The 24,259-nt window shown below is 71.1% G+C and carries 24 protein-coding genes and 1 riboswitch; of the genes, 8 read left to right on the top strand and 16 right to left on the bottom strand.

Annotated features, from left to right (window positions below; translation table 11 throughout):
- Position 1 precedes the first annotated feature (1 nt).
- Positions 2–1,420: an AmpG family muropeptide MFS transporter gene (locus MFF21_RS21010; protein WP_238313692.1), complete on the bottom strand. Its 1,419-nt coding sequence runs from the start codon at positions 1,418–1,420 to the stop codon at positions 2–4.
- A gap of 319 nt (positions 1,421–1,739) precedes the next feature.
- On the opposite strand from MFF21_RS21010, the gene MFF21_RS21015 reads away from it, so the two are divergent.
- Together MFF21_RS21015 and MFF21_RS21020 are read left to right on the top strand one after the other, a co-directional pair.
- The gene (locus MFF21_RS21015) at positions 1,740–2,870 is read left to right on the top strand and encodes a histidine kinase dimerization/phosphoacceptor domain -containing protein (RefSeq protein WP_283206547.1); all 1,131 of its coding nucleotides are present in this window, start codon (positions 1,740–1,742) and stop codon (positions 2,868–2,870) included.
- An 88-nt stretch (positions 2,871–2,958) separates the two neighbouring features.
- Positions 2,959–3,438 (top strand): response regulator, encoded by a 480-nt coding sequence (locus MFF21_RS21020; RefSeq protein WP_238313694.1) that lies wholly within the window; start codon positions 2,959–2,961, stop codon positions 3,436–3,438.
- A 13-nt stretch (positions 3,439–3,451) separates the two neighbouring features.
- Here MFF21_RS21020 and MFF21_RS21025 read toward each other — a convergent pair whose 3' ends face one another.
- From MFF21_RS21025 to MFF21_RS21035, 3 genes are read right to left on the bottom strand one after another with little or no spacing between them, the layout of a single operon-like run.
- A complete protein-coding gene (locus MFF21_RS21025) occupies positions 3,452–4,288 on the bottom strand; it encodes an ABC transporter ATP-binding protein (protein WP_238313696.1) in 837 nt (278 codons plus the stop codon).
- Positions 4,285–5,139, bottom strand: coding sequence for an ABC transporter permease (locus tag MFF21_RS21030; protein WP_238313698.1), 855 nt, complete (start codon positions 5,137–5,139; stop codon positions 4,285–4,287). The genes MFF21_RS21025 and MFF21_RS21030 overlap by 4 nt, the downstream gene beginning before the upstream one ends.
- A complete protein-coding gene (locus MFF21_RS21035; RefSeq protein ID WP_238313700.1) occupies positions 5,136–6,587 on the bottom strand; it encodes an ABC transporter substrate-binding protein in 1,452 nt (483 codons plus the stop codon). The genes MFF21_RS21030 and MFF21_RS21035 overlap by 4 nt, the downstream gene beginning before the upstream one ends.
- A 308-nt stretch (positions 6,588–6,895) precedes the next feature.
- Between MFF21_RS21035 and MFF21_RS21040 the strand changes: the two genes are divergently transcribed.
- Positions 6,896–7,660, top strand: a complete 765-nt coding sequence (locus tag MFF21_RS21040; protein WP_238313702.1) for a Crp/Fnr family transcriptional regulator — start codon at positions 6,896–6,898, stop codon at positions 7,658–7,660.
- A gap of 9 nt (positions 7,661–7,669) precedes the next feature.
- On the opposite strand, the gene MFF21_RS21045 is transcribed toward MFF21_RS21040, so the two are convergent.
- The 8 genes from MFF21_RS21045 to MFF21_RS21080 all read right to left on the bottom strand — a co-directional run bounded on the left by MFF21_RS21045 (position 7,670) and on the right by MFF21_RS21080 (position 13,893).
- The gene (locus MFF21_RS21045) at positions 7,670–7,993 is read right to left on the bottom strand and encodes a hypothetical protein (RefSeq protein ID WP_238313704.1); all 324 of its coding nucleotides are present in this window, start codon (positions 7,991–7,993) and stop codon (positions 7,670–7,672) included.
- Positions 7,990–8,163, bottom strand: a complete 174-nt coding sequence (locus MFF21_RS21050; RefSeq protein WP_238313705.1) for a hypothetical protein — start codon at positions 8,161–8,163, stop codon at positions 7,990–7,992. Before MFF21_RS21050 ends, MFF21_RS21045 begins: the two co-directional genes overlap by 4 nt.
- Positions 8,164–8,404: 241 nt before the next feature.
- Positions 8,405–9,076 (bottom strand): M15 family metallopeptidase, encoded by a 672-nt coding sequence (locus MFF21_RS21055; RefSeq protein ID WP_238313707.1) that lies wholly within the window; start codon positions 9,074–9,076, stop codon positions 8,405–8,407.
- On the bottom strand, positions 9,076–9,510 hold the full coding sequence (locus tag MFF21_RS21060; RefSeq protein ID WP_238313708.1) for an EamA family transporter: 435 nt from the start codon (positions 9,508–9,510) through the stop codon (positions 9,076–9,078). Before MFF21_RS21060 ends, MFF21_RS21055 begins: the two co-directional genes overlap by 1 nt.
- A 23-nt stretch (positions 9,511–9,533) precedes the next feature.
- Complete coding sequence (gene crcB / locus MFF21_RS21065; protein WP_238313710.1) at positions 9,534–9,902, bottom strand: fluoride efflux transporter CrcB; 369 nt, start codon at positions 9,900–9,902, stop codon at positions 9,534–9,536.
- 193 nt (positions 9,903–10,095) lie between these two features.
- A complete protein-coding gene (locus tag MFF21_RS21070; RefSeq protein WP_238313712.1) occupies positions 10,096–12,351 on the bottom strand; it encodes a xanthine dehydrogenase family protein molybdopterin-binding subunit in 2,256 nt (751 codons plus the stop codon).
- Between the two features lie 13 nt (positions 12,352–12,364).
- Entirely contained in the window at positions 12,365–13,372 is a 1,008-nt protein-coding gene (locus tag MFF21_RS21075; protein WP_238313714.1) for an FAD binding domain-containing protein, read from the bottom strand.
- Positions 13,369–13,893 carry a (2Fe-2S)-binding protein gene (locus tag MFF21_RS21080; protein WP_238313716.1) on the bottom strand — a complete coding sequence of 175 codons (525 nt, stop codon included), beginning with the start codon at positions 13,891–13,893 and terminating at the stop codon, positions 13,369–13,371. The genes MFF21_RS21075 and MFF21_RS21080 overlap by 4 nt, the downstream gene beginning before the upstream one ends.
- A gap of 212 nt (positions 13,894–14,105) precedes the next feature.
- Here MFF21_RS21080 and MFF21_RS21085 point away from each other — a divergent pair, with 212 nt between their 5' ends.
- Positions 14,106–15,497, top strand: a complete 1,392-nt coding sequence (locus tag MFF21_RS21085) for a M20/M25/M40 family metallo-hydrolase (RefSeq protein WP_238313718.1) — start codon at positions 14,106–14,108, stop codon at positions 15,495–15,497.
- 6 nt (positions 15,498–15,503) lie between these two features.
- Here the strand turns inward: MFF21_RS21085 and MFF21_RS21090 are convergent, their stop codons facing one another.
- The 3 genes from MFF21_RS21090 to MFF21_RS21100 are packed head-to-tail and all read right to left on the bottom strand — an operon-like array spanning position 15,504 to position 19,572.
- A complete protein-coding gene (locus MFF21_RS21090) occupies positions 15,504–15,797 on the bottom strand; it encodes a hypothetical protein (protein WP_238313719.1) in 294 nt (97 codons plus the stop codon).
- A 53-nt stretch (positions 15,798–15,850) separates the two neighbouring features.
- On the bottom strand, positions 15,851–17,377 hold the full coding sequence (locus MFF21_RS21095; protein ID WP_238313722.1) for a PepSY domain-containing protein: 1,527 nt from the start codon (positions 17,375–17,377) through the stop codon (positions 15,851–15,853).
- Positions 17,378–17,379: 2 nt separating this feature from the next.
- On the bottom strand, positions 17,380–19,572 hold the full coding sequence (locus MFF21_RS21100) for a TonB-dependent receptor (protein WP_373325071.1): 2,193 nt from the start codon (positions 19,570–19,572) through the stop codon (positions 17,380–17,382).
- 292 nt (positions 19,573–19,864) lie between these two features.
- Positions 19,865–20,064, bottom strand: a riboswitch (cobalamin riboswitch).
- 154 nt (positions 20,065–20,218) lie between these two features.
- On the opposite strand from MFF21_RS21100, the gene MFF21_RS21105 reads away from it, so the two are divergent.
- The 4 genes from MFF21_RS21105 to MFF21_RS21120 all read left to right on the top strand — a co-directional run bounded on the left by MFF21_RS21105 (position 20,219) and on the right by MFF21_RS21120 (position 23,294).
- Complete coding sequence (locus tag MFF21_RS21105; RefSeq protein ID WP_238313723.1) at positions 20,219–20,530, top strand: hypothetical protein; 312 nt, start codon at positions 20,219–20,221, stop codon at positions 20,528–20,530.
- Positions 20,514–20,975: a hypothetical protein gene (locus tag MFF21_RS21110; protein WP_238313724.1), complete on the top strand. Its 462-nt coding sequence runs from the start codon at positions 20,514–20,516 to the stop codon at positions 20,973–20,975. The genes MFF21_RS21105 and MFF21_RS21110 overlap by 17 nt, the downstream gene beginning before the upstream one ends.
- Positions 20,976–21,150: 175 nt before the next feature.
- Positions 21,151–21,510, top strand: a complete 360-nt coding sequence (locus MFF21_RS21115) for an ATPase inhibitor subunit zeta (protein WP_238313725.1) — start codon at positions 21,151–21,153, stop codon at positions 21,508–21,510.
- 218 nt (positions 21,511–21,728) lie between these two features.
- The gene (locus MFF21_RS21120) at positions 21,729–23,294 is read left to right on the top strand and encodes a cation:proton antiporter (RefSeq protein WP_238313727.1); all 1,566 of its coding nucleotides are present in this window, start codon (positions 21,729–21,731) and stop codon (positions 23,292–23,294) included.
- A 7-nt stretch (positions 23,295–23,301) separates the two neighbouring features.
- Here MFF21_RS21120 and gshB read toward each other — a convergent pair whose 3' ends face one another.
- A complete protein-coding gene (gene gshB, locus MFF21_RS21125; protein WP_238313728.1) occupies positions 23,302–24,249 on the bottom strand; it encodes a glutathione synthase in 948 nt (315 codons plus the stop codon).
- Positions 24,250–24,259: the final 10 nt, after the last annotated feature.

Raw genomic sequence — 24,259 nt, forward strand, 5'->3', positions numbered from 1 at the left:
TTCACGTCTGCGCTCTCATCGGTGACGCGGAAACTTCGACCGAAGCAAGCTCGGGACCGCCCGGTGGGTTCCTCTTCGGATCCGGCGCGGGAGCCTCCGGGGCCTCCGCCGCGGCGGAGGCCAGGTTCGTGCGCCGGCCGACGGCGAAGCACAGGGCCACGACCGGGATACCGACCGCCGCCGTCATCGCGAAGAAGACCGGGAAGCCGAAGGTCCCGACCACGAAGCCGGAGGTGCCGGCGATGAGCTTGCCGGGCAAGGCGTAGAGCGAGGAGAACAGGGCGTATTGCGTGGCCGCATGCCCCGGCGTGGTCAGGCTCGACATGTAGGCGATCAGCACGATGCCGGCGAAGGACCCGCAGAAATTCTCGATGGAGATGGCGATGACGAGCCGCCAGATCTCGGCCCCGCCCAGCGCCAGCCAGGCGAGGGAGAGATGCGAGGCGGCCGCCACGAAGGCGCCGATCAGCAGGCTCGGGAACATGCCGAGCCGGTTCAGGGCCCAGCCCCCGGCGAAGCCCCCGGCGATGCCGACCCAGATGCCGTAGACCTTGGTGACGGTGGCGATCTCGTTCTTGGTGAAGCCGAGGCTGATGTAGAGCGGCCCGGCGAGCACTCCGGAGAGGAAGTCCGGCAGGCGGAACAGGGCGACGAGCAGCAGCACGCCCCAGAGGGCGTGGCCCATGCGGCCGTAGAGGGCCGTCAGGGGCTCGAGCACGGCGTCGCGGAAGTTCCAGGTCGGCCGGGGGGCGGGGGGGGCGCCTTCCGTTCCCGGCGCGGGGTCGCGGCGGGGCTCCAGCAGCGCGGCGGCGAGCCCGACGCTCATGAAGATCGCCATGGTCAGATAGGCCACCTTCCAGCTCGTGGCGCTGGCGATGTAGAGCGCCCCGGCCCCGGCCAGGATCAGGCCGAGGCGGTAGCCGAGATTGGAGGTGGCGGCCATCACGCCCTGCAGGTCGGTGCCGGCGGCGTCGATGCGCCAGCCGTCGATCACCACGTCCTGCGTCGCCGCGCAGAAGGCGACGAGCAGGGCGCCGAAGGCCAGGAAGGCGAGGTGCTCGACCGGGTCCGCGAAGGCCATCAGACAGAGGCAGGCGGCGACCGCGATCTGCGTCACGACCATCCAGGCCCGGCGCCGGCCGAGGCGGTCGGCGAGCCAGGGCACGTCGAGGCGGTCGATCAGGGGCGCCCACAGGAATTTCAGGGAATAGGGCAGGGCCACGTAGCTCAGGAGCCCGATCGCCCGGATGTCGATCTTGGAATCGGCGAGCCGCAGGGTGAAGGTGCCGAGCACCAGCAGCAGCGGCAGGCCCGACGAGAAGCCGAGCGCCAGCATGCGCAGGATGCGCGGATCCTCGACCACGTCGCGCAGGCGGAACTTGCGCACCGCCGGGGCCGCTGGGGCGGGGGTGACGGCCATCAACCAAACTCCTGAACGTCGGAGGAGCTTGTCCCCCAGGATCGTGGCATCCTTGCGCCGGCGCCGCGTCGCGGCGGGCCGAAACGTCTCATAGACGGCAAGTCTGGAGAAAGCCTAAGCCGTCTTTCGGGCGCGGCCCCGGTCGCCGGGGGGCGGGACCGGGCGTCCCGGACGGCCCTGCAAGGAACAACGGCCTCGGCCCCGGGTTGGCGTTGCCGAGACCAAGTGGACGAAACGCTCGATCCGAGCGGAGGGCTCCCGGCCACCGGATCCGGGAATTCCCTCGCTCAACGACAACGGTGTACGTCGCGGCGCGCGGATGACGGGGAAACGGGACAACGATTCCGATGAGAACAAGGTCGACGCCGTACCGCCTTCGGCACCGGTGAGCCTCGGCGCCTTCGCGGCGGCCTTCGAGGCCAGCCCGACGCCCATGGTCGTGACCGACCCGCGCCAGGCCGACAACCCCATCGTCTGGGCCAACGAAGCCTTTCTGACGCTCACCGGCTACGGCCGGGCCGAACTCTACGGCCGCAATTGCCGCGTCCTGCAAGGGCCGGATTCCGACCCGGCGGTGATCGCGGCCATGCGCGCGGCGGTGGCGGAGGAGAAATCCGTCGAGTGCGAGCTCTTCAACGTGCGCAAGGACGGCTCCCGCTTCTGGAACGGGATGACGATCAGCCCCGTGCGCGACCCCGACGGCGCGGTCCGCTACTTCTTCTCGGCCCAGGCCGACATGACCGACAAGCACCGCCTGGAGGAGGCGCTGAAGCGGGCGAACGACGAGCTGGAGCGGCAGGTGGCCGAGCGCACCGCCGCCCTGCAAGCGGCCCTGGAGCAGAAGACGGCTCTGCTCCACGAGGTCGACCACCGGGTCAAGAACAACCTCCAGGTCATCTCCTCGCTGATGCTCCTGAAGGCCCGGCGCACGCCGGAGGGCGAGGCCCGGGAGGCCCTGCAGGCCATGGCCGAGCGCATCGGCGCCCTCTCGACCGCCCACCGGATGCTCTACTCCGCCGGCAACGTCTCCCGCTTCGACTTCCAGGAATTCACCGCGGAGTTCCTCTCCGACGTCGCCGCCGGGCTCGATCCGGAGCGGACCACGATCCGGTCGGAGATCGAGCCCGTCGGCACCACCGCCGCCATGGCCGCCCCGCTCGCCCTGATGCTGCACGAATTGACCGCCAACGCCCTGCGCCACGCCTTCCCGGGCGACCGCGAGGGCCTGGTCAGCATCCGGGCGCGGCAGGGGGCGGAGGGGATGCAGCTCGTGGTCGAGGATGACGGCGTCGGGCTGGCGCAGGCGCCCGCCAATCCGGCCGGCTTCGGCCGCAACCTCGTCGAGATGGTGGTGCGCCAGCTGCGCGGGAACGTGCTCTGGAGCGATGCCGCGCCAGGAACACGTGTAGAAATCACGATTCCGATGAATGCCCGGGATGGCCTGAACTGAGTGTGTCGGTATAGCTTCAGGTCGAAGACAAGAAAACGAGGGTCCCGGTCACGGAACGAGGCCCCGCCTCGGAGGAAAGGCATCCGCCATGTCCCAGGAGACGTCCGGATCCGGCCTGCGGATTCTCGTCGTCGAGGACGAGGCCCTGATCGCGCTCGAACTGGAAAGCCTTCTCGAAGATCTCGGGCACATCCCGGTCGGCGTGGCCACGAATTCGCAAGAAGCCATCGCGCTCGGCCGCGACACGACACCCGATCTCGCCCTGGTCGACATTCATCTCGTCGACGGCCCGACCGGGGTGGAGGTGGCCCGCGCCCTGAGCGCCGACCCGCGCATCCTGGTGCTGTTCATGACCGCCAATGCCAAGCGCATCCCGGACGACTTCGCCGGCGCCCTCGGCGTGATCCCGAAGCCCTATTCCGAGCGCTGCGTGGCGAGCGCGCTGGCCTATGTCGCCGCGTGCCGGGCCGGCGCCACGCCCTCCCGGGACACCATCGACGGCTTCAGCCTCGCGCCGCTCGCCGCCGAGGCCTGCGGCCGGGCCGCCTGGGGCGAGCCGCGCCACTGAGGGGCGTTTCCCGTCACGCCCCCGCCCGGCGATTCGGCATGCCGATCGGGCTCAGCCGGGAGAGGGGCAGGCCCGGTCCCTGGTGGAGCAGCGCGAGGCAATGCTGCTTGATCCGGGTGAAGCCCGGGTCGGTGATCAGGCCCCGGGCCCGCGGGCGGGGAAAGTCCAGGGCGATGTCGTCGAGGAGGCGGCCGGGCCGGGGCGTCATCACGAGGAGGCGGTCGCCGAGGAACAGGGCCTCGTCGATGTCGTGCGTGACGAAGAGGATGGTGGTGCGGTGCCGCGCCCAGACTTCGAGGAGCAGTTCCTGCATGGTCAGGCGCGTCTGCGCGTCGAGCGCCCCGAAGGGCTCATCCATCAGCAGCACCCGCGGGCGGTTGACGAGGGCGCGGGCGATCTCGACCCGCTGCTGCATGCCCCCGGACAGCTCCGCCGGATAGCGCCCGGCGAAATCGGACAGGCCGACCTGCGCCAGGATCTCCCCGGCGCGCTCCAGGCGCTCGCGCCGGCCGATTCCCTTCATCTTCAGGCCGAAGGCGACGTTGTCGACGACGCTCAGCCAGGGGAACAGGGTGTGCTGCTGGAAGACGATGCCGCGGTCCGGATGCGGCCCGGCGATCGCCTCGCCGTCGAGGCTGACCCGGCCGCGGCGCAGGGCGAGATGCCCGGCCACCGCCCCGAGCAGGGTCGATTTCCCGCAGCCGGACGGCCCGAGGAGGCAGACGAATTGCCGGGCCGGCACGTCGAGATGGATGTCCTCGACCACGTCGAAGGCCGCCGCCCCCCGGCCGAGCCGGATCGCGCCGCCCTCCAGGGTCACGCGGCCCCCGGCCGCCACGCCCGCGCTCATCGCTGCCCTCCCGCGCCGACCCAGGGCGTCGCCCAGGCGCCGAGCGTCCGCACGATCAGGCTCGAGCCCATTCCGAGCAGGCCGATCAGCAGCATGCCGACGACGATGTCGTCGTAGTTCTGCAGGGTGTAGGATTCCCAGGTGAAGTAGCCGATGCCGTATTGGCCGGAGATCATCTCCGCGGTCACGAGGCAGAACCAGGCCGTGCCCATGCCGATGGCCGCCCCCGTGACGATGCTCGGGGCGGCGCCGGGCAGGATCACCTCCCGCAGGATCGCGGTATCCCCCGCGCCGAGGCTGCGCGCGGCGGCCACCAGACGCGGATGCACGCCCTCCACCCCGTGCAGGGTGTTGAGCAGGATCGGGAAGAGCGCCCCCGTGAAGGTGATGAAGGCCATCGAGAGCTCGGAGGAGGGGAACATCAGGATCGCCAGGGGGATCCAGGCGACCGCGGGGATCGGGCGCAGCACCTCGAGCGGCGGCATCAGCAGGTCGTGGGCGAGGCGCGAGCGGCCCACGGCGAGGCCGAGCCCCACCCCGATCGCCAGAGCCGCCAGGAAGCCGGACAGCACCCGGGCGAGGCTCGCCGCGAGATGGGCGCCGAGCGCCGGCGCATGGAGAAGCGCCCAGGCGGCCTGCGCCGCCTGGAGGGGCGTCGGCACGTTGCGGAAGCTGACGAAGCCGAGGTCGAGCTTCGCATGCGCCGCCACGTGCCAGGCGGCGAGGCTGAGGCCGAGGGCGAGGCCGCGCAGGGCGAGCCGCCCCAAAGGCCAGCGCTGTGGCAGGGGCAGCCGGAGCCTGCGCCCGGCCGCCCGCGGGGGCGCGGGCGCGTCCAGGGCCGAGGCGCTCATCGGGCGCTGAGCTTGGAGAGGCCGGCCCGGGCGGCGGCGAAGTCGAGCACGTCCCCGCCCTTGGCTTTCGCGAAGGCCTCCGCGTCCGCCTTGAGCAGGAAGGCGCTCAGGTGCTTCCCGGCCTCGCGCACGTACCAGGCCTGGGTGGCGAACAGCTTGATGCCGGTGCCCCGGTCCTGGGCGTAGACGACGCGGGCCTGGCCGCCCTCCTTCTCCAGGGCGGCGAGGGCCGCGAAGGCGCCCTCCGGCGAGGCGTAGTGGCGGACCTTCGGCTCCCCGCGCACCCAGATCTGGGCGACGCGGGCGGGGTCGGTGATCGGCGCCCCGGTCGCCGCATCCGTGGCGACGAGGGGGGCGGGGGCGTAGTCCCTGAGGCGGGCCTCGTAGTCGATCCCGGCCTGTTTGGCGGCCGCGCGGATGAAGCGGTCGTCGACGAAGCGGTCGAGGTCGATGTCGGAATCGGCCTTCTTCAGGAGTTTCAGCGTCTCGAAGGAGGTCTTCACCGCCTGCCGGTATTCGGGCTTCCAGGTCAGGTCCCGGGTCTGCAGGCCGAGGGGGCCGTGGAACAGGTAGGCGACCTCGGCCTCGATGCCGGTCACCTTCTCGATCAGCTCGGAATAGGTTTCCGGCTCGGCGGCGATCAGGCGGTCCGCCTCGATCGCCGCGCGCAGATAGGCCTCGACGATCTCGGGATACGTGTCGGCGTAAACGGCGTCGACCAGGGCGCCGTGGAAGGTCGGGGCGTCGGCCTGGGCGCCGTCGTAGATCTTGCGGGCGAAGCCGCGCCAGGGGAACAGCTCGGCGAAGGGCACGAAATCGGCATGCGCCTCGATCTTGTTGGCGAGCAGCGCCGAGCCCGCCACCTCCGGGGCCTGGGTGATGATGGTGACGTCGCGGCCCGGCTCCCAGCCCTGCGCCTTCACCGCCCGCAGCAGCAGCCCGTGCGCGGTTGAGGCGAAGGGCACCGAGATGGTCTTGCCCTTGAGGTCGGCGAGCGCCTGCACGGGGGAGTCCTTGGGCACCACGATGCCGTTGCCGCTGCCCTTCACGCTGCCCGAGAGCACGGAGAGGAACAGGCTGCGCCGCCCGGCCTTGGCGAAGGCGTAGCCGTTGAGCGAGCCGGGGAAGTCGGCCATGGCGCCAAGATCGAGCTTGCCCGCGACCATCTCGTTGGTGAGCGGCGCGCCGCTGGTGAAGTTGCGCCACTGGATGTCGTAGGTCGCGTCCTTGTACTTGCCCGTGTGCGGCAGGAACTTTTCCAGGAGCTTCAGCTCGCGGATCAGCAGGCCGCCGGTGGCGCAGTTGATGGTGGTGTCCTGCGTGCCGACCGCGACGCGGATCGTCTCGGCTGCGGCCGTGCCGGCCGTGGCGCCGAAGACGGTGGCCGAGAGGAGGAGGGCGGCGAGCGGCCGGGCGAGAGGGCGGCGGGCGGGGCGGAAGGCGGTCACGGGCGGGCTCCGTCGGGCAGGATGCGCCGGGCGGCCCGGGAAGGTGCGCGGCGACGGGCCCATCTAGCGGCCTCGTGCTGCGCTGCGGCGAGCAATTAATTTCATCGCCCCATGAAGACTGCGATCTTTCGCGGCTGTTCTTGTGTTGGCAAAAAGAAAATCTCCAAAAGATCTTCCCCTTGGGAAAATCTCGCCGTCGAGATCTTCAATTTGGAATTGCTCGCGGCGGCGTCCGATCGATAATCCCCCTCATAGCGCGCCCCGCCGCCTTCGCCGGTGGCCGCGCCCCGGAAGAGGCCATCCGCACCATGTCCGCAGCGATGCTCGCCCTGTCCGAACCGCACCGCCCGGCGCCGCTGATCGCCAGCGCGCTGTTCCTGAGCGAGACGATCGAGGGGCTCGACGACGGCGCCGGCTTCCTCGACCGGCTCACCCCCGCGGAGGCGGCGCGGGTGCGCGCCGCCGGCCGCAGCCTGACGCTCCCCGCCGGCCGCAGCGTGTTCGCGCAGGGCGAGGCGCATGAGGGCATCTTCCTGATCGAGGAGGGCCGCGTGCGGGTGTTCTATTCCGGCCCCTCCGGCCGGCAGGTGACCCTCGCCTACTGGACGCCGGGCCATTTCATCGGCGGCCCCAGCATTTCCGGCGGGGGCTGCCACCAATGGTCGGGGGTGGCGATCGAGCCGGTGCGGGTCACGGTGCTCTCCAGCGCGACCCTGCGCAGCCTGATCCGCCAGATGCCGAACTTCGCCCTCTGCCTGATCGAGGCGCTGGAGGCCAAGGGCCGCTGCTACACGGCCATGGCGCAGATGCTCGGCACCCGCTCGGTGATCGAGCGGCTGGCCCAACTGCTCCTCAATCTCGGCGACCTCTACGGCACGGAGGAGGACGGCGCGGTGGTGATCCACCGCCGCATCACCCATGACGAGATCGCCGCCCTGGTCGGCTCGACCCGGCAATGGGTGACGATGATGCTCAAGCGCTTCCAGCGGGAGGGCATCGTCGCGATCGACAAGGCGCATATCCGCCTGACCCGCCCCGCCCGCCTGCACGAGATCGTGCTGACGGAGGGCTAGACGGGGCCGTCAGGCGCGGCCGGCGGGCTCCATCTCGGCCAGGGTCCGGCCCGGCGGCTGCAACAGGGCGGCGGCGAGCATCGCCTCCAGCACGATCAGGTCGGAATCGGGCTCCGGCCGCCAGCCGCAATCGCAGCCGCCGGGGCCGTGCACGGCCGCCGCCTGCCGGTAGAGCGCGCCCAACGTCCGCGCCGCCGCCTCGAGCCCCGCCATCACCGGCATGGGCTGGTCCTGCATCGCCTGCCAGAAGGCGCGCATGAGCGCGCGTTCGAGGCCGCCCTGCGCCTGCCGCTCCACGGCCTCGCGCCGCTCCTCGCTCACACCTGCGCTCACGCCCGTTCGTCCTCGCTCTCGGTCCCGCCCTGGGGCCGGCGGCTGCCGCCCCGCTCGCCCTCGGTCAGGCCCAGCAGGTCGCCGAAGGCCGAGAGGTGGAGGCCCAGGGCCGAGCCGTCCCACCAGGCGATCCGCGTGTAGTGCCGGATCGCGTCGAGGGTGCGTGCCATCCGTCTCTCCGCTTCTGTTCTCCCGCCCCTGACAGGGTAAGCCCGGGGCGATCGATAGGTTTCGTTGCGGGAGAAACTTTGAGCAATCGCCGAAATATTTGCAAGTTGCGATCAAAACATTAGAAATGATACAAGGCGAGAGTTGCTCTCGAAATCTGTCTCGCCTGAACTGGAATAATTCAAGGCGCAAGACAAATTCCACACAGAGCCATGGCGTTGCCTCGGCTTCTGCGCGCGGGCCTCAGCGGATCGGCCGGTCGAAGGCCGTGTGGGGAAAAGGCTCGCCGCGCAGGGTGAAGTGCCACCATTCCTGCGGATAGGGGGCGAAACCGGCCCGAATCATCGCCGTCCGCAGCCGGGCGCGGTGGGCGGCCTGGGGGAGGGTGAGGGCCTTGTTCCCCTCGCCGGAGGCGGGGCCGAAGAAGTCGAAGGGCGTGCCCATGTCGATCTCGCGGCCCTCGGCCCGGGTCACGAGGGTGAGGTCGACGGTCGAGCCGCGGGAATGCGCGGAGTTCCCGGCGATGTAGCCGAGGCGGAACAGGTCGGCCTTGTCGATCTCCGGATAGAACTCGGCCTTCATGCGGGCCTCGGCGGGGTCGCGGGCCCAGGCCACGAAATCGGCCACCGCCCGGGTCGGCCGATAGCAGTCGAACACCTTCAGGCCGAGCCCCTCGCGGGCCAGATCCGCCTGGGCGCGGGCGAGCGCCGCCGTGGCCGCGCGGGTGAGCAGGCAGCGCGGCGCCGCGTAGCCGGCGATGGGCCGCCCGACGAAGTTGTGCGCGCCGGCATAGCGCATCTCCACGACGAGGCCGGGCACCCGCGCCCCCGCATCGACGAAGGGATCCTCCGCCGTGGCCGGTCCGGCCGCGAGCAGGGCGGGGACCAGCAGGGCGGCCAGGCGGGGGGCTCCCATCAGCGCCAGGCCACCAGCAGGGCCCCGGCGGTGATGAGGCCGATGCCGAGCCAGTTGGTCGCCGAGAGCCGCTCCCCGAGGAAGAGCACGCCGAACAAGGCGACCAGCACAACGCTGAGCTTGTCGAGGGGCGCGACCTTGGCCGCGTCGCCGAGGGAGAGGGCGCGGAAGTAGCAGAGCCAGGAGGCGCCGGTGGCGAGCCCCGACAGGACGAGGAGCAGGGCGCTGCGCCCCGGGATCCGGCCGAGGCCCTGGGCCTGGCCCGCCAGCAGCATGATCGCGCCGGTGAGCGCCAGGATCACGAGGGTGCGCAGGAAGGTCGCCGTCTCGGAGGCGATGCCCTCCACCCCGGCCTTGGCCAGCACCGCGGTCAGCGCCGCGAAGGCCGCCGAGAGCAGCGCCCAGAGGCGCCAGGACTGGAGCGGATCGGCCATCCTCGGTTCCCCTCGGCTCCCTGTCAGAGGATCTGCCGCATCACGTAGAGCCCGAGGGCGAGGCCGCCGATGCCGGCGACCAGGGAGCCGAGCACATAGGCCGCCGCGGCCGCGCTCTCGCCGCGCTCGAACAGGGTGAAGGCTTCCAGCGAGAAGGTCGAGAAGGTGGTGAAGCCCCCCAGAATCCCGGTGGCGAGGAACAGCCGCGCCTGCAGGCTGCCGCCGCGCAGGGCGAACCAGCCGGTCACCAGTCCCATGGCGATCGAGCCGGAGACGTTGATGGCGAGCGTGCCCCAGGGGAAGCTCGATCCGAGCCGCACGGCGAGCATGTTGACCCCGTGGCGCATCACGCCGCCGAGGCCGGCACCGAGGAAGACGAGGAGAGCCGCCATGCAGCTGGATCCGGCGCGAGGAAACCCGAGCGCCGCGATACGCCGCCCGGGGCGGGTGGGGCAACGACGATGTGGGGCGGATCGCAGCCGCAGCTCTCCGCGGGTGCCGGGCGAAGCACCTTTCCCCGCCCTCTGGGCGAGGGGGACCGCGCGAAGCGGTCCGATCGCGCCTGCGGGGAGGGCGCTGGGTTCCTCAGGTCAGCAGCTTGTCGAGGGTGATCGGCAGGGCGCGGATGCGCGTGCCCGTGGCGTGGTGGACGGCGTTGGCGATGGCCGCGGCCACGCCCACGATGCCGATCTCGCCGAGCCCCTTCACGCCGAGCGGATTGGCCTTGTCCTCCTCGTCGACGAAGATCACCTCAATGTCGTGGATGTCGGCATTCACCGGCACGTGATACTCGCCGAGATTGCGGTTCATGAAGCGGCCGAGGCGGTGGTCGAGCATCGATTCCTCGTGCAGCGCCGAGCCGATGCCCATCACGATCCCGCCCTTGATCTGGCTGGCCGCCGTCTTCGGGTTGAGGATCTTGCCCGCGGCGATGGCCGAGACCACGCGGGTGACCCGGACCACGCCGAGCTCCTCGTCGACCTTCACCTCGGCGAAGACGGCCGAGTGGGTATAGGCCTCGTACTGCGCCTTGAAGTCGGAATCCGGGCCGGCCGATTCCGTGGCCTCCAGCCTGTCGGTGCCGGTGGCGGCGAGCACCTCGGTCAGGGCGACCCCGCGGGCGGGATCCTCCGCGAGCTGGATCCGGCCGCCGGTGAACACGACCCGCTCGAAATCCGCATTGGCGAGCGGCGAGCCCTCCAAGCCCCGGGCGAGCCTGAAGACCTGCTCGGCCACGTTGCGGGCGGCCTTCATCACCGCGGTGCCGGAGGAGGCGGCGGTCCAGGAGCCGCCGGCCACGGGGGCCTCGGGCAAGCTGGTGTCGCCGAGCTTGGTCGTGACATGCTCGAAGGGCACGCCGAGCCCGTCCGCCGCGATCTGCGTGAGGATGGTGTAGGTGCCGGTGCCGATATCGCCGGTGGAGTTGCCGACCTCGACCCGCCCGTCGGCGGTGAGCGCCACCCGGGCGCTCGATTGTTGCATCATCGATTCCCAGATGCCGCAGGCCATGCCCCAGCCGACGCGCTCGCGGCCGTCCTTCATGGAGCGGACCTGCGGGTCGCGCTTGTCCCAGCCGAAGCGCGCCGCGCCCTGCTCGAAGCAGCTCTTCAGGGCCTTGGAGCCGAAGGGCTTGCCCTCGGTCGGGTCCTCGTCGGTGTAGTTGACGAGGCGCAGGGCGATCGGGTCCTGGCCGGTGGCGTAGGCCAGCTCGTCCATGGCGGATTCGATGGCGTAGACGCCGGAGACGGCGCCGGGCGCGCGCATGTCGCCCGGGGTCGGGGTGTCGAGCTTGACCAGCTTGTAGGTCAGTTCGACGTTATCGCACTTGTAGAGCACGCCCGACCAGTTGACGACGACCTCCTGGTAATCCTCGTAGGTCGAGGTGCCCTGCACGGCACCGTGCCTGAGCGCCTGCAGCGCGCCGTCCTTCGCCGCGCCGAGCCCGATGGACTGCACCGCCTGCGAGCGGAAGGTGAAGCTCCACATCTGGTCGCGGGCCAGCGTCACCCGCACGGAGCGGTTCAGGTCCTGGGCCGCGAGCATGGCCAGGAAGAGCTGGTATTGCGGGCGCAGGGCGGAGCCGAAGCCGCCGCCGAGATAGGGGTTGAGGCAGCGCACCTGCTCCGGCTTCAGGCCGAAGACGTTGGTCAGGTAGAGCTGCGTGTTCGCCACCCCCTGGATCTTGTCGTAGACGGTGTAGGTGCCGTCCTTCTCCACCACCACGGTCGAGGCGTGGGGCTCCATCGGGTTGTGGTGCTCGTCGGCCAGGCGGTAGCTCTGCTCGACCCGGATCTCGGCTCCCTCCAGGGCCTTGCGCGCATCGCCCCAGGGCTCCGGCGGCGGCTTGATGCCCTCGCGCTCCACCGGCGGGACATAGGCGTCTCCGCTCAGCGCATCGAGGTCGGTGCGCGGCGTGTCGGTGTCGTAGGCGACGCGCACCAGCGAGGCGGCGTAGCGCGCCGTCTCGAAATCCTCCGCCAGCACCAGGGCGACGGGCTGGCCCGAGAACAGGATCGTCTCGTCGTAGAGGGCGCGGAAGGGCGCGCCCGGGGGCGCCACCATGTCCTGATAGGCATCCGCCTGCCCCGGCACGGCGGGGCGGTTCTCGTGGGTCAGGACCTTGAGCACGCCGGGCACGGCCTCGGCCTGCGCTGCGTCGATGCCGGTGATCCGGCCGCGGGCGATGCGGCTCGACACGACATAGCCGTGCACGAGATCGGGGGCGGCGAATTCGCCGGAATACTTGGCGAGGCCGGTGACCTTGGCGGGGCCGTCGACGCGGCTGATCGCGCTGCCGACGAAGCGGTCCTTGCCGGCACCGCTGCTGAGCTGGGTGGCCATCGTCGGGCTCTCCTTACTGGATGCGCTTGTCGGACTGCGATTGCGGGGTGCCCGCGGCGGCCTGCTCCAGCCCGCGCACGATCGCCCGCCGGGCCAGCTCGACCTTGAAGCCGTTCTCGGACTGGGGCCTGGCCTCCGACACGATCCGGTCGGCGGCCTTCCGGAAGCTCTCGCGGGTGGCAGGCGCGCCTTCGAGCAGCGCCTCCGCCTCGCGGTTGCGCCAGGGCTTGTGGGCGACGCCGCCCAGCGCCAGCCGGGCGGTCCGGATCGTCCCGCCGTCGAGTTCGAGGGCGGCGGCGACCGAGACCAGGGCGAAGGCGTAGGAGAGCCGGTCGCGCAGCTTCAGGTAGGTGTGGTGCGGGCCGAAGTCCCGGGCCGGCAGGTCGATCGAGAGGATCATCTCGCCGGGCTTCAGGTTGGTGTCCTTCTCCGGCGTGTCGCCGGGCAGGCGGTGGAACTCCGCGAAGGGGATGGCGCGCTCGCCCTCCGGGCCGGTGACGTTGACGGTGGCCTCCAGGGCCGCGAGCGCCACGCACATGTCGGAGGGGTGGGTGGCGATGCAGTGCGGGCTCGTCCCGAAGATCGCATGGATGCGGTTCACCCCGCCGATGGCCGGGCAGCCGGAGCCGGGCTCCCGTTTGTTGCAGGGCGTGCCCTCGTCGTAAAAATAGTAGCAGCGGGTCCGCTGCAGCAGGTTGCCGCCGGTGGAGGCGGCGTTGCGCAGCTGGGCCGAGGCCCCGGCCAGGATCGCGCTCGACAGAAGCGGGTAGCGGGCGCGGACGCGGTCGTCATAGGCCAGCGTCGCATTGGTCACGAGGGCGCCGATGCGCAGGCCGCCCGCATGCGCCTCGATGTCCGTCAGGGGCAGCCGGGTGATGTCGACGAGCCGCTCCGGCTTCTCGACATTGTACTTCATCAGGTCGAGGAGGTTGGTGCCCCCCGCGATCAGGCGGCCGCCTGCACCGAGGGCCTGCACGGCTTCCGCGACCGTGCCCGCGCGGACGTAGTCGAAGCGGTTCATCGGGCGCCTCCCTGCTGCATCACCTCTTCGATGGCGTCGACGATGTGGGTGTAGGCGCCGCAGCGGCAGAGGTTGCCGCTCATCGCCTCGCGGATCTCGTCCCGGCTCTTGGCATGGCCCTCGTTCATCAGGCCGACGGAGGAGCAGAGCTGGCCTGGGGTGCAGTAGCCGCACTGGAAGGCGTCGTGCTCGATGAAGGCTTCCTGGATCGGGTGCAGGGTGTTGGTGCCCGCCTTGTGGGCCAGGGCCGCGAGGCCCTCCACGGTGGTGATCTCGGCGCCGTCCTTCATCACCGCCAGCGTCAGGCAGGCATTCACGCGCACGCCGTTCACCAGCACGGTGCAGGCGCCGCACTGGCCGTGGTCGCAGCCCTTCTTGGTGCCGGTGAGGTCGAGGCGCTCGCGCAGCAGGTCGAGGAGCGTGACCCAGGGGGCGACGGCGATGCGCCGGCTCTGCCCGTTGATGGTCAGGGTGATGTCGACGGTGCCGGGGGCTCCGGGCGAGCCGCTGTCGATGAGCATGGCGGGGATCCGATGCGTGAGGGACAGTGTCCGCCGGGCGGACGTTGCGCGGAGGACGAAACGCTGCCGTCCGCGGCTTTGCGTCGATAACCGCTCCAAACTGGCGCCGTTCCATGCGGGGCGGCCCGGGGCGGGGCCGCCGGGGTTCCGCCCCGGGCCGCCCTCGGCTAACGCTGAGGGCACGACCCGCTTCCCAGGGAACCCGAAGGCCCATGCCCGACACGGCGCTCGACCCCGTCCTCAACGACATCGACCGCGACCTCGACAATGCCCTGGAGCGGCTGTTCGCCTGGCTGCGCATCCCCTCGATCTCGACCGACCCGGCCTATGCCGGCCATTGCCGGGAGGCGGCCGCCTGGCTCGAGGGCACCCTCACCGCCCTCGGCTTCGCGACCACCGTGGAGGAGACCTCCCTGCATCCGGTGGTGCTGGCGCATCGCCCCAAGCCGGGGGCGCCGCACGTCCTGTTCTACGGCCATTACGACGTGCAGCCGGTCGACCCGCTCGCCCTGTGGGAGACGCCGCCCTTCGAGCCGCGCCTCGCCGGCGAGGGGGAGGCGCAGAAGATCGTCGCCCGCGGCGCCTCCGACGACAAGGGTCAGGTGATGACCTTCGTCGAGGCCTGCCGGGCGCATCTCGCCATGAACGGCGACCTGCCGGTCGGCGTCACCATCCTGGTCGAGGGCGCGGAGGAGAACGGCTCGCAGGGGCTGCCCGAATGGGTCGCCGCCAACCGCGACCGCCTCGAGGCCGATGTCGCCCTCGTCTGCGACACCGGGATGTGGGATCGGCAGACGCCGCAGATCACCACCTCGCTGCGGGGCCTCGCCTATTTCGAGGTGAAGGTGACCTGCGCCGACCGGGACCTGCATTCCGGCTTCTTCGGCGGGGCGGCGGCCAACCCGATCCACATCCTGTCGAAGATCCTCGCCGCCCTGCACGATGCCGAGGGCCGGGTGACGCTGCCGGGCTTCTACGAGGGCGTGCGCGAGCCGCCGCCGGAGCTGCTGGAGCAGTGGCGCTCCCTCGGCCTCACGGCGGAAAAGTTCCTCGGGCCGATCGGCCTGAAGGAGCCGGCGGGCGAGCGGGGGCGCCTGCCGATCGAGCTGATCCAGTCGCGTCCGGCCTGCGACGTGAACGGCATCATCGGCGGCTATACCGGCGAGGGCACCAAGACGGTGATCGCCAGCGAGGCCTCGGCCAAGGTCTCCTTCCGCCTCGTCGACGACCAGGATCCAGAGCGGCTGGCCCGGACCTTCGAGGCCTTCGTGCGCGAGCGGGTGCCCGCCGACTGCAGGGTGGAGGTGATCTGCTACAAGGGCTCCCGCGCGGTGGCGCTGCCCTACGACATGCCCCAGCTCGGCGCCGCCAGGCAGGCGCTCGCCGAGGAATGGGGCCGGGAGGCGGTGGCGGTCGGGGCCGGCGGCTCGATCCCGATCGTGGGCGACTTCAAGCGCCTCCTCGGCCTCGACACCCTGCTGATCGGCTTCGGCCTCGACGACGACCGCATCCACTCGCCCAACGAGAAGTACGCGCTGTCGAGCTTCCACAAGGGCACCCGCTCCTGGGCGCGCATCCTCCAGGCCCTCGGCGCGGCGGGCTGAGGCGGCTCAGGTCGTGCGTTCGTGGGCGAGGTCGAGCTCGTCCTCGGCGAGGCGGACGAGATAGGCGATCTGGTCCGGCCTGGGCTTCTCGCTTTCGAGGCGCCGGCGCAGGCTGGTCTCGAAGGCCGCGCGCTCGGCGAGGCGCTCCCGCGGCATCAGCCGCTTGAGCATCGGGCTCGCGATGGCCTCCCGCACGAAACCGCGATGGACGGCGAGGCGTCCCATCCGGGCCACGAGATCGTCGACGAGCGAGACCGCCTGGTAGCTGCGGGCGGTCTCGAAGCGATGGATCGGAGCCATCTGTCTCAACGGGCCGAGAGGGACGAGGGGTCGTGCCTGACCACTCGGCAGGATCATGCCGGTCCCGTCCTCAACGAATCGTTGCGACGATCCGTGAAATTCTCGGAATAGTTGGGTGCGGAGCGCGGCCGGCGGCGCAGGCGGCGCCAGCCCAGCACCACCCCGGTCACGGCGATGACGCCGCCGAGCCCGTTGAGCGACCATTGCGCGATGTCCCAGGCCGGCCGGTGCCCGGTGAGCACGGCGAGGTCGAGCCGGTGCAGCCCGGCGAACAGCCAGCGATAGAGGCGGCTGCTGCGGTCGAGCCGGTTCAGGATCTCCCCGGAGACGGGGTCGACATGCAGCCAGGTCGCCGCCGCATCGGCGAAGCGCAGGCGCAGGACCGGCAGCGGGCGCGTGTCGTGGTGGGGGTACCAGTAGGAATCGTAGCTGGTGAGCCGCACGATCCCCGCGAGCGGCGCCGCCGGGAAGGCGCGGGCGGCCGCCGCGGCGATCGCGGCCTCGTCCGGAGCCGGGCCGCCCTCCGCCCCCTGCACGCGCCGGGCGGCGGCGGTCCGGGCCTCGGTCAGCCAGCGCCCGCCGAGGCGCAGGAAGCGGAGCTCGACCGCGCCCTCCGGCGCCGCCGCCCTCAGCCCGGCGGGATCGAGCCCGATCGGTCCGGCCGGCCCGGCATAGGCGGCCAGCAGGTCGCCGGGCGGCCCCGGCATGGTGAACCAGTGGTTCGGGTTCATCGAGAGCCAGCCGCTCACGATGAAGCTGAGCAGGCTCGCCCCGCCCACGAGCCCGACGAGATGGTGCCAGCGCCCGATCCCGCGATAGGGCGTCACCGACCCGTGCGGATAGGGCCGCCGGACCCGCAGCCGCCAGATTCCGAGGACGAGCCCGCTCAGGGCGCCGGCGATGCCGAGGCCGGAGACCCAGAGGATCGCCTGCCGCCAGAGCTCGGCCCGGGCGCGCAGGGGCGTCGGGTAGAACCAGTGCGGAATCGCGCCGAGCCAGTTCCAGACGCGCTCCTGCCGGTTGGTGTCGAGGGCGATCTCGCCGGTCCGCTCCGAGACGTAGCGATCCGTGCCCGCCGCATCGCCCAGCGCCACCTTGAGGAAGGGGCGCAGGGCGTCGTAGCGGGCATGCACCGTCCACTGGTCGCGCGCCACGGCCTCCACCGGCGCCTCCGGGCCGGCCCCGGCGATGAGCCGCGCCTCCTCGTCCGAGACCGGGCCGAGCCGCGCCCCCGTCCGGGCCGAGAGGGTGAGGCGCTCGCCCTGCGCCGTGACGAGGCGGTAGACCGGCACCGCGCCGCGCATGGCGAGCGCCAGGCTGGGCGGCGTCCCGCCCTCCGAGGCGGCGAGCGCCGCGTCGGGGCCGAGGGCGACGCTCTCCCAGGCGATCGGCGGCAGGCCCGCGAGCCGCTCCGCCTCGCTCAGGCTCGGGAAGGGCACGTAGAGCATCACCAGCCCGGACCCGATCCAGGCCGCGAAGAACAGCCCGGTCAGGATGCCGATCCAGCGATGGCCGAGTAGCAGCCAGCGCTTGCCCGCCTTGCCGATCCGCTTCGTGCGCTGTCGTCCGCCGCCCCGCATCCTCACCACGTCACGCTGTAGGCGACCTCGAAGGAGCGCGGGCGCCCGAGCAGCCAGTTGGTGCCGACCCCGTCCACCGCGTTGCCGGCGATGGCGTAGACCTCGTCGAGGAGGTTGTAGGCCCGCAGGGAGAGCACGGAATTCGGGGTCACCTGATGGTCGAGCCCGGCATTGAGCAGGGCATAGGCCGGCCGCGGCGCGGTGTTGCCGAAATCGCTGAAGGTGCGCCCGACATACTGCACCCCGAGCCGCGCCTCCCAGCCCGGGGCGAAGGCCCAGTTGAGCCAGAGATTGCCGACCCGCTCCGGCACGTCCAGGGGCTGCTTGCCGGCATAGCTGACCAGCACGTTGTTCACCACCTGGGTGAAGTCGTCGTACTGGGCGTGGAGCAGGGCGAGGTTGGCGTCGATGCGCCAGCCCTCGGGCAGGCGGAGGGAGACCGCCGCCTCGACGCCCTGGGAGGATTGCCGGCCGACCTGCACCTGCTGGGTCGAGGTGCCCGGCAGCGCCGAGATCAGCTTGTCCTTGACGATGCGGTAGCCGGCGAGCGTCCATTCGAGGGTGCCGCCGAAGCTCAGGCCCTTCACGCCGATCTCGACCTGCTGCCCGGTGGAGAGGTCGAAATTCGCGTCGCTCTGGCTGAGGGAGATCAGGCTGTTCACCGGGTCGGTCGCGGTGGCGTATTGCGCGTAGAGGGCGAGGTCCGGCGCCGGGTTGTAGACGCCGCCGAAGCGGTAGCTGAGCGCGCTGAAGTCGCGCGCGAAGACGGCGCCGGTGGCGAGGTTGGTGCGCTCCAGATACGGCGCGTCGTAGCGCAGGCCGGAGAGCAGCGCGAACTGGTCGGTCACGATCAGCCGGTTCTCGGCGAAGACCGAGGCCTGGAAGGTCCGCGTCGCATAGGCCGGGCGCGCCCGGCCGTCCTGCGGGAACAGGCCGGGATCGTAGCCCGAGACCGGCACGCTGTCGGACGCGTCGAAATAGAAGTTGTTGGTGTGGCGGAAGCGGATCGTGTTGACGTCGAAGCCCGCCAGGAACTCGTTGCGCATCCCGAACAGCGCGCCCTTGAAGGCGGCGTCGAAGCGGTTCCCGATCTGCTCCTGGGAGTGGTAGATCTCCAGGTAGTCGCGGCGGTCGATCCGCCCGGTGGCGCGGTTGAAGCTGTATTGCTCCACGTCGAGCCAGTGGCGCCGGCTCTGCAGCCGGTAGGCGGTGTTGCGGAGCGTGATGTCCGCGCTCGGTGTCCATTCCGCCTTCAGCTGCGTCCAGTTGTCGAGCCAGGTGACCTTGGCGTCGCGGACATTGTAGTTGTTGAAGCGGATCCGGTCCGGCACGCGCCCGTCGATGAGCGGGCTGCCCCAGTAGCGCATCGGCTCCTGGTAGCCGAGGTCGTGGGAGAGGGTGACGGCGAGGTCCGGCGTCGCCTGCAGGGTCAGGGCGCCCGAGACCGCGAGGTTGCGGAAATCGCCGTCCGGATTCATCCAGCCATCCGCGCGGTTGCCGCTCACGTTGAGGCGGTAGGCGACCTGCTCGCCGAGGGGGCCACCGGTGTCGAGGGCGAGCCGCGCCGTCCCGTCCGAGCCGAGGGCGGCCCGCGCCGCGCCGATCGGCGTGAAGACCGGCTGCTTGCTGACCACGTTGACCACGCCGCCGATCGCCCCGTCGCCGTAGAGCACGGAGGCCGGGCCGCGCAGCACCTCGATGCGCTCGACGTTCCAGGTGTCGAAGGGGAAGGTGACGGTGCCGGCGCCGACGAAGAGCCGGGTGCCGTCATAGAGCTGCTGGATCGAGTTCGGCCCGGCGAAGCCCCGGCTCGTGAAGGCGCCGTTGCCGTTGCCCGGCGCGGCGATGGTGGTGATGCCGGTGGCGTTCTGCGTCACCGCCTCCGTCACCGTGTTCTGGCCGCGGATGCGGGCGGTCTCGCCGGCGATCACGTCGAGGCTCGCCGGCGTCTCCAGGGGCGTCAGGCCGAGGCGGGAGCCGCCGCGATCCGGCGTGCGCAGGTTGAGGCCGGCCGGGGCGGCCCGGGTCAGGCTCACCCCGTCGCCGGTCACGGTGAGCTGGTCGAGGGTGACGCTGGCCGCCTCCTGTGCGGCGGCCGGCCCGCAGGGCAGGGCCGGCCAGAGCAGGAGGGCGAGGGCGGGCAGGCCGCGCGCGGAACGGGGCCGCCCGGAGGGGCGGGGAGAAGGCATCGTCATGGGAGCGTGGGTGTCCGGGCACGGGCGGCGGTGCCCCGGCCGCGGTCCTACAGCGAATGTAATAATGTTACAATCGCCATCCGCGAGGCGGCCGTGTCCCCGCCTGGGGCGCGGGCACGGGCGGGCTCTCTCCCGGGGCGGGAGCGGAAACCTTGCGGGATCGGACATCGGCGGAGGCGGCGCGCGCGTCTTCGAGTGGCACGTCACCGCGAACGAGGCTTCGGCCTCCGCCTCCTCCGGGGAGGGGCGGTGCCTTCGCACCCGTCAGGACACCCCGCCCGACGCGTTTCGCGTGTGACCACGGCTGACGGCAGGTCTCCTGGCTCGCGGGTCGCTGCCCTCTCACCGTCTTCCCGGATGAGGCTCATCCAGTGACATGGTGGCGGAAGGCTCGCCGCTCACAGTTGCGGGGGCAGCCGCGGCATCGGAGCGAACCCCTCACCGCGTTCCCTTTTGATCCCCGAACGGGGAACCGTCGGCACCAAGCTTGGCCGTTGCTCGCGGTTTCGTCAATGCGGGGTTGTGGGGCGCCCACTGGGCTGGGCGCGCCCGCGCTCGTGACCGACCGTCGAACCCGGCTGTGTGCCGCAAGGCTGTGATCGTCCTTTCGAGCCGAACGAAACGCTTGAGGCCGCGAAGCCGCATCGTGGGTCGATTCGAACCCGAATTGAGGCGGTTGAGAGCGGAAGAAGGTGAAACCGTCGCCTCAACGCTCTATGATGGGTGGGCCAGGAGAATCATGATGTTCGGTTCAAAGAAGGCGGATGGCGTGTTTGCCGGCCGCGCCCTCGGCCGGAACAGCGACACCGGCATCTTCAAGACCGTGACGGTGCCGGGCCTCGGCAAGGCGAGCACGATGGATCGCGGTGTTTTCGAAAAGGCCGTCCGATCGGCCAACGCGGCGCTCCGTGATGTGAGGGTCCCGGAGGCGAAGAGGCCCGATGGCAAGCGGCGCTGACCCCAAGCAGCCCCATTACAATCCGATCTTCGACCGCCTCGCGCCGGCTCCGAACGCCAAGGAGAATATCCGCGGTCTGCTCGCCTACGGGCTCTACAAGGTGGCCAAGCGCGAGTGGGCGCAGGCGATCTGGGAAAAGGAGCAGCGCAAGCCGACCCAGGCGGAGCTGGATGCCTACGCGACAACCTGGACGGATTCCCTCCTGGAGGGCCTGCAGGAACGGGCGGACAGTTCACTCGCGGTTTTCGGCAATGTCGCCGTGGCCGAGGCGACGCCTGCGATCCGGGAAGAAGCTCTGCGCGGCACGACGGCAAAGGCCATCGGCACCTCCGTGATCGCCAACGCGGTCTACACCATCCTCCTCATCGCCTTTGCCGTCATCCTGTATCTGGCCGGGATCGACATCGTAGGCTTCGTGCAGAAGTTCCGGCCGCCGAACGGTTGAGGGAAGCGCGCTGGATACCGCCTCCGCCTCGCAATGAGGCCGCCTTGAGGAACACCGGGCCGGGAAGCGAAAGCCCTCAAATCCCATCGCCGAATTCCCTTGGTATCCGCAGCATTCGGCGGCATTCTCAATGCTTCGACCCCTCGCATCCCCCGGATCGCCCAGGAGGGAAACGATGCTCAGATCGTTCGAAGAGAGAGAACGTGCCGAAGAACTGAAATTTGCTTTGGAGGAGGAGCGGCGTTTCCTGAATCGCCGTCTCGGAATCCAGGCGCTCGCGAACTTTGCTGTCCGAAAACTTGGCTGTGACGGGCAGACGAGCCGGGCCTATGCCGACGTGCTGATCGACGCCATGGTCCATGGCGCCAGCGACGAGACCCTGCTCGCGCGGGTACAGGCCGACCTCTCGGCCAATGTCGCCGATTTCGGCCTGGACGAGCTGCGCGGCGTGATGCGCAGCGGCCTGGACCCCGCCCTGCAATCCCGCCGGGTGGTCACGCCCCGCTCCAGCGTCCCGCGCTTCGAGACCCTGTAGCGGGCGACGCGGGTTGACGAGGATGCCGAGCGGGCGAAGGGGCGCGGCCGGCCCGGCCGCCTGATGCGCCGGCCTGCGCGGGGCGCCGGAACGCCCTCCGGGCTGGGCAGGCAAGGCGCGGGCGCTCGCTTCGCGCCGCGACCGATCGGCCGGGTGGGGATACCGCCGGCCCCGCTGGGGGTTCCGCTTGCCTGACCGCGTCGCGTTGCTCCGGGCCCATGCTTCTGTTCGACTGGATCGTCGGCGTCCTCACCGGGGCGGTGGTGCTCGCCGCCCTGGCCCGGCGGATCGGCGCGCCCTTTCCCGCCTTCCTGGCGCTGGGCGGGGTCGGCATCGCCTTCCTGCCCGGGGTGCCGAACCTGACCCTGGATCCCGGCCTGGCGCTCGCCCTCTTCCTGGCGCCGGTCCTGCTCGATGCGGGCTACGACACCTCCCTGCGGGATCTCCTGCGCTGCTGGCGGCCCATCGCCGGGCTCGCCCTCGGCGCGGTCGCGGCGACCACCCTCGCCGTCGCGGTGGTGGCCAAGGTGCTGGTGCCGGACATGCCGCTCGCCGCCGCGATCGTGCTCGGGGCCATCGTCGCCCCGCCGGACGCGGTCGCCGCCCTCTCGGTGCTCGCCCCCGGCACGGCCCAGGCCATGCCGCTGCCCCACCGCCTCATCACCATCCTGCGCGGCGAGAGCCTGCTCAACGACGCGAGCGCGCTGCTGATCTACCGGCTCGGCGTCGCCGCGGCGGTGACCGGGCATGTCGAGCCCTCCGAGGTGGCCCCGACCTTCCTCGTCGGCGTGCTCGGCAGCCTCGTGGTCGGGCCGCTGCTCGCTTTGGTCTCCCTCCGGCTGATCCGCTGGTTCGACGACGCGGCGAGCACCATCGTCCTGCAATTCGTGGCGGCCTTCGGCATCTGGATCGCCGCGGAGAAGCTGGAGCTCTCCGGCGTGCTCACCGTGGTCAGCTACGCGATCACGGTCTCGCGCTTCTCCCCGGGCCAGACCGCGCCGCGCGCCCGCATCCTGTCCTACGCCGTCTGGGACACGGCGATCTTCGTGCTCAACGTCCTCGCCTTCGTGCTCATCGGCAACCAGATCGGGCCGATCCTCGAACGCCTGCGCGACGACCACGCCGTCTCGCACAATCTCTTCGCCGGGCTGGTGGTGCTCACGGTGATTCTGGTGCGCATCGCCTGGGTGCTTCCGGCGAGCGGGCTGCGCGGCATCGGCTTCGAGGCGGCCGCCGAAGCGGCTCCGAAGCCGAAGGGCCTCGGCCTCGGAGCCGGCTTCGCGGTGTCGTGGGCGGGGATGCGCGGCCTGGTGACGGTCGCGGCGGCGCTCGCTTTGCCGGAGGGCTTCCCTCACCGCGACCTCCTGGTCTTCACCGCCTTCTGCACGGTGCTCGGCACCCTGGTGCTGCAGGGCCTCACCCTGCGCCCCCTCATCGCCCGCCTGCGCCTCGAAGACACGGATCCCGTCGGCCACGAGGTCGGCTGGGGCCGCGCCCAGGCCTACCAGGCCGCCCTCGACCGGCTGAAGCAGGACGAGTCGCAGGCCGCCGCGGCCCTGCGCCGGGAATTCGCCCTCGCCCTGAAACAGGCGGCGGCGCACGAGGCCGGCCACGCGCCGGAGGCCCTGCCGGCGGACGAGGCCCGCCGAAAAGCCGTCTCCGCCGCCCGCGACCGCATCCTTGCCCTGCGCCGGGAGGGCCGGATCGGCGACGACGCCTATTACGTGCTGGAGGAGGAGTTCGACTGGGCGGAGCTCGACGTCACGCCCCGGGCGGAGCGCTGAGCCGGCCTCAGCTGCGGCCGAGCCGCCCCTCGATCGCGTCCCAGACCGACACCGCGAGATCCGGGCCGCCGAGGCGCTTGATCGCCCGGATGCCGGTCGGCGAGGTGACGTTGATCTCGGTGAGATGCCCGTCGATCACGTCGATGCCGACGAGGATCAGGCCCCGGCGCCGCAGCTCCGGCCCGATCGTCGCGCAGATCTCGCGCTCCCGGTCGGTCAGGTCGGAGGCGGCGGCGGCCCCGCCCCGCACCATGTTGGAGCGGATGTCGTTCTTGGCCGGCACGCGGTTAATCGCGCCCATCGGCTCGCCGTCGACGAGGATGATGCGCTTGTCGCCCTCGGTGATCCGCTCCAGGAAGCGCTGGACCACCCAGGCCTCGCGGAAGGTGGCGGCGAAGAGGTCGAACATCGAGCCGAAATTCGGGTCCTCCTCCGAGACCCGGAACACCGCCGCCCCGCCATGTCCGTGCAGGGGCTTCATCGCCACCGTGCCGTGCTCGCGGCGGAAGGCCTCGATCTCCGCCTTGTCGCGGGAGATCAGCGTCGGCGGCATCAGCTCGGGGAAGTCGAGGACGAAGAGCTTTTCCGGCGCGTTGCGCACCTCGGCCGGGTTGTTCACCACCAGCGTCCCGGGGTGGATCTTCTCCAGCATGTGCGTGGCCGTGACATAGGCCATGTCGAAGGGCGGATCCTGGCGCATCAGCACCACGTCCGCCTCCGACAGGTCGATGCGCTCGATCCCGCCGAGGGTGGCATGCGCGCCCTCCACGTCCTGCACGGTCACCGGCTCGACCCGGGCCGTGACGCGCCGGCCCTGCATCGAGAGCCGGTCCGGCGTGTAGTAGAGCAGTCGGTGCCCCCGCGCCTGAGCTTCCAGCATGAGCGCGAAGGTGGTGTCGCCGGCGATGCGGATCGCCTGGATCGGATCCATCTGGACCGCGACGGTGAGCGGCATGGTCGTCCTT

Origin of the sequence: Methylobacterium organophilum (assembly GCF_022179465.1) — a bacterium.
Classification (GTDB): domain Bacteria; phylum Pseudomonadota; class Alphaproteobacteria; order Rhizobiales; family Beijerinckiaceae; genus Methylobacterium; species Methylobacterium organophilum.

Excerpts from the sequence above, each read along its gene's own strand:
- MFF21_RS21020 (WP_238313694.1), top strand. The coding sequence starts at position 2,959 with ATGTCCCAGGAGACGTCCGGATCCGGCCTGCGGATTCTCGTCGTCGAG.
- MFF21_RS21085 (WP_238313718.1), top strand. The coding sequence starts at position 14,106 with ATGCCCGACACGGCGCTCGACCCCGTCCTCAACGACATCGACCGCGAC.
- MFF21_RS21115 (WP_238313725.1), top strand. The coding sequence starts at position 21,151 with ATGCTCAGATCGTTCGAAGAGAGAGAACGTGCCGAAGAACTGAAATTT.
- MFF21_RS21040 (WP_238313702.1), top strand. The coding sequence starts at position 6,896 with ATGTCCGCAGCGATGCTCGCCCTGTCCGAACCGCACCGCCCGGCGCCG.
- MFF21_RS21100 (WP_373325071.1), bottom strand. The coding sequence starts at position 19,572 with ATGACGATGCCTTCTCCCCGCCCCTCCGGGCGGCCCCGTTCCGCGCGC.
- MFF21_RS21025 (WP_238313696.1), bottom strand. The coding sequence starts at position 4,288 with ATGAGCGCGGGCGTGGCGGCCGGGGGCCGCGTGACCCTGGAGGGCGGC.
- MFF21_RS21110 (WP_238313724.1), top strand. The coding sequence starts at position 20,514 with ATGGCAAGCGGCGCTGACCCCAAGCAGCCCCATTACAATCCGATCTTC.
- MFF21_RS21015 (WP_283206547.1), top strand. The coding sequence starts at position 1,740 with ATGACGGGGAAACGGGACAACGATTCCGATGAGAACAAGGTCGACGCC.
- MFF21_RS21120 (WP_238313727.1), top strand. The coding sequence starts at position 21,729 with ATGCTTCTGTTCGACTGGATCGTCGGCGTCCTCACCGGGGCGGTGGTG.
- gshB (WP_238313728.1), bottom strand. The coding sequence starts at position 24,249 with ATGCCGCTCACCGTCGCGGTCCAGATGGATCCGATCCAGGCGATCCGC.
- MFF21_RS21055 (WP_238313707.1), bottom strand. The coding sequence starts at position 9,076 with ATGGGAGCCCCCCGCCTGGCCGCCCTGCTGGTCCCCGCCCTGCTCGCG.
- MFF21_RS21070 (WP_238313712.1), bottom strand. The coding sequence starts at position 12,351 with ATGGCCACCCAGCTCAGCAGCGGTGCCGGCAAGGACCGCTTCGTCGGC.
- MFF21_RS21075 (WP_238313714.1), bottom strand. The coding sequence starts at position 13,372 with ATGAACCGCTTCGACTACGTCCGCGCGGGCACGGTCGCGGAAGCCGTG.
- MFF21_RS21090 (WP_238313719.1), bottom strand. The coding sequence starts at position 15,797 with ATGGCTCCGATCCATCGCTTCGAGACCGCCCGCAGCTACCAGGCGGTC.
- MFF21_RS21030 (WP_238313698.1), bottom strand. The coding sequence starts at position 5,139 with ATGAGCGCCTCGGCCCTGGACGCGCCCGCGCCCCCGCGGGCGGCCGGG.
- MFF21_RS21080 (WP_238313716.1), bottom strand. The coding sequence starts at position 13,893 with ATGCTCATCGACAGCGGCTCGCCCGGAGCCCCCGGCACCGTCGACATC.
- MFF21_RS21095 (WP_238313722.1), bottom strand. The coding sequence starts at position 17,377 with ATGCGGGGCGGCGGACGACAGCGCACGAAGCGGATCGGCAAGGCGGGC.
- crcB (WP_238313710.1), bottom strand. The coding sequence starts at position 9,902 with ATGGCGGCTCTCCTCGTCTTCCTCGGTGCCGGCCTCGGCGGCGTGATG.
- MFF21_RS21010 (WP_238313692.1), bottom strand. The coding sequence starts at position 1,420 with ATGGCCGTCACCCCCGCCCCAGCGGCCCCGGCGGTGCGCAAGTTCCGC.
- MFF21_RS21060 (WP_238313708.1), bottom strand. The coding sequence starts at position 9,510 with ATGGCCGATCCGCTCCAGTCCTGGCGCCTCTGGGCGCTGCTCTCGGCG.
- MFF21_RS21050 (WP_238313705.1), bottom strand. The coding sequence starts at position 8,163 with ATGGCACGCACCCTCGACGCGATCCGGCACTACACGCGGATCGCCTGG.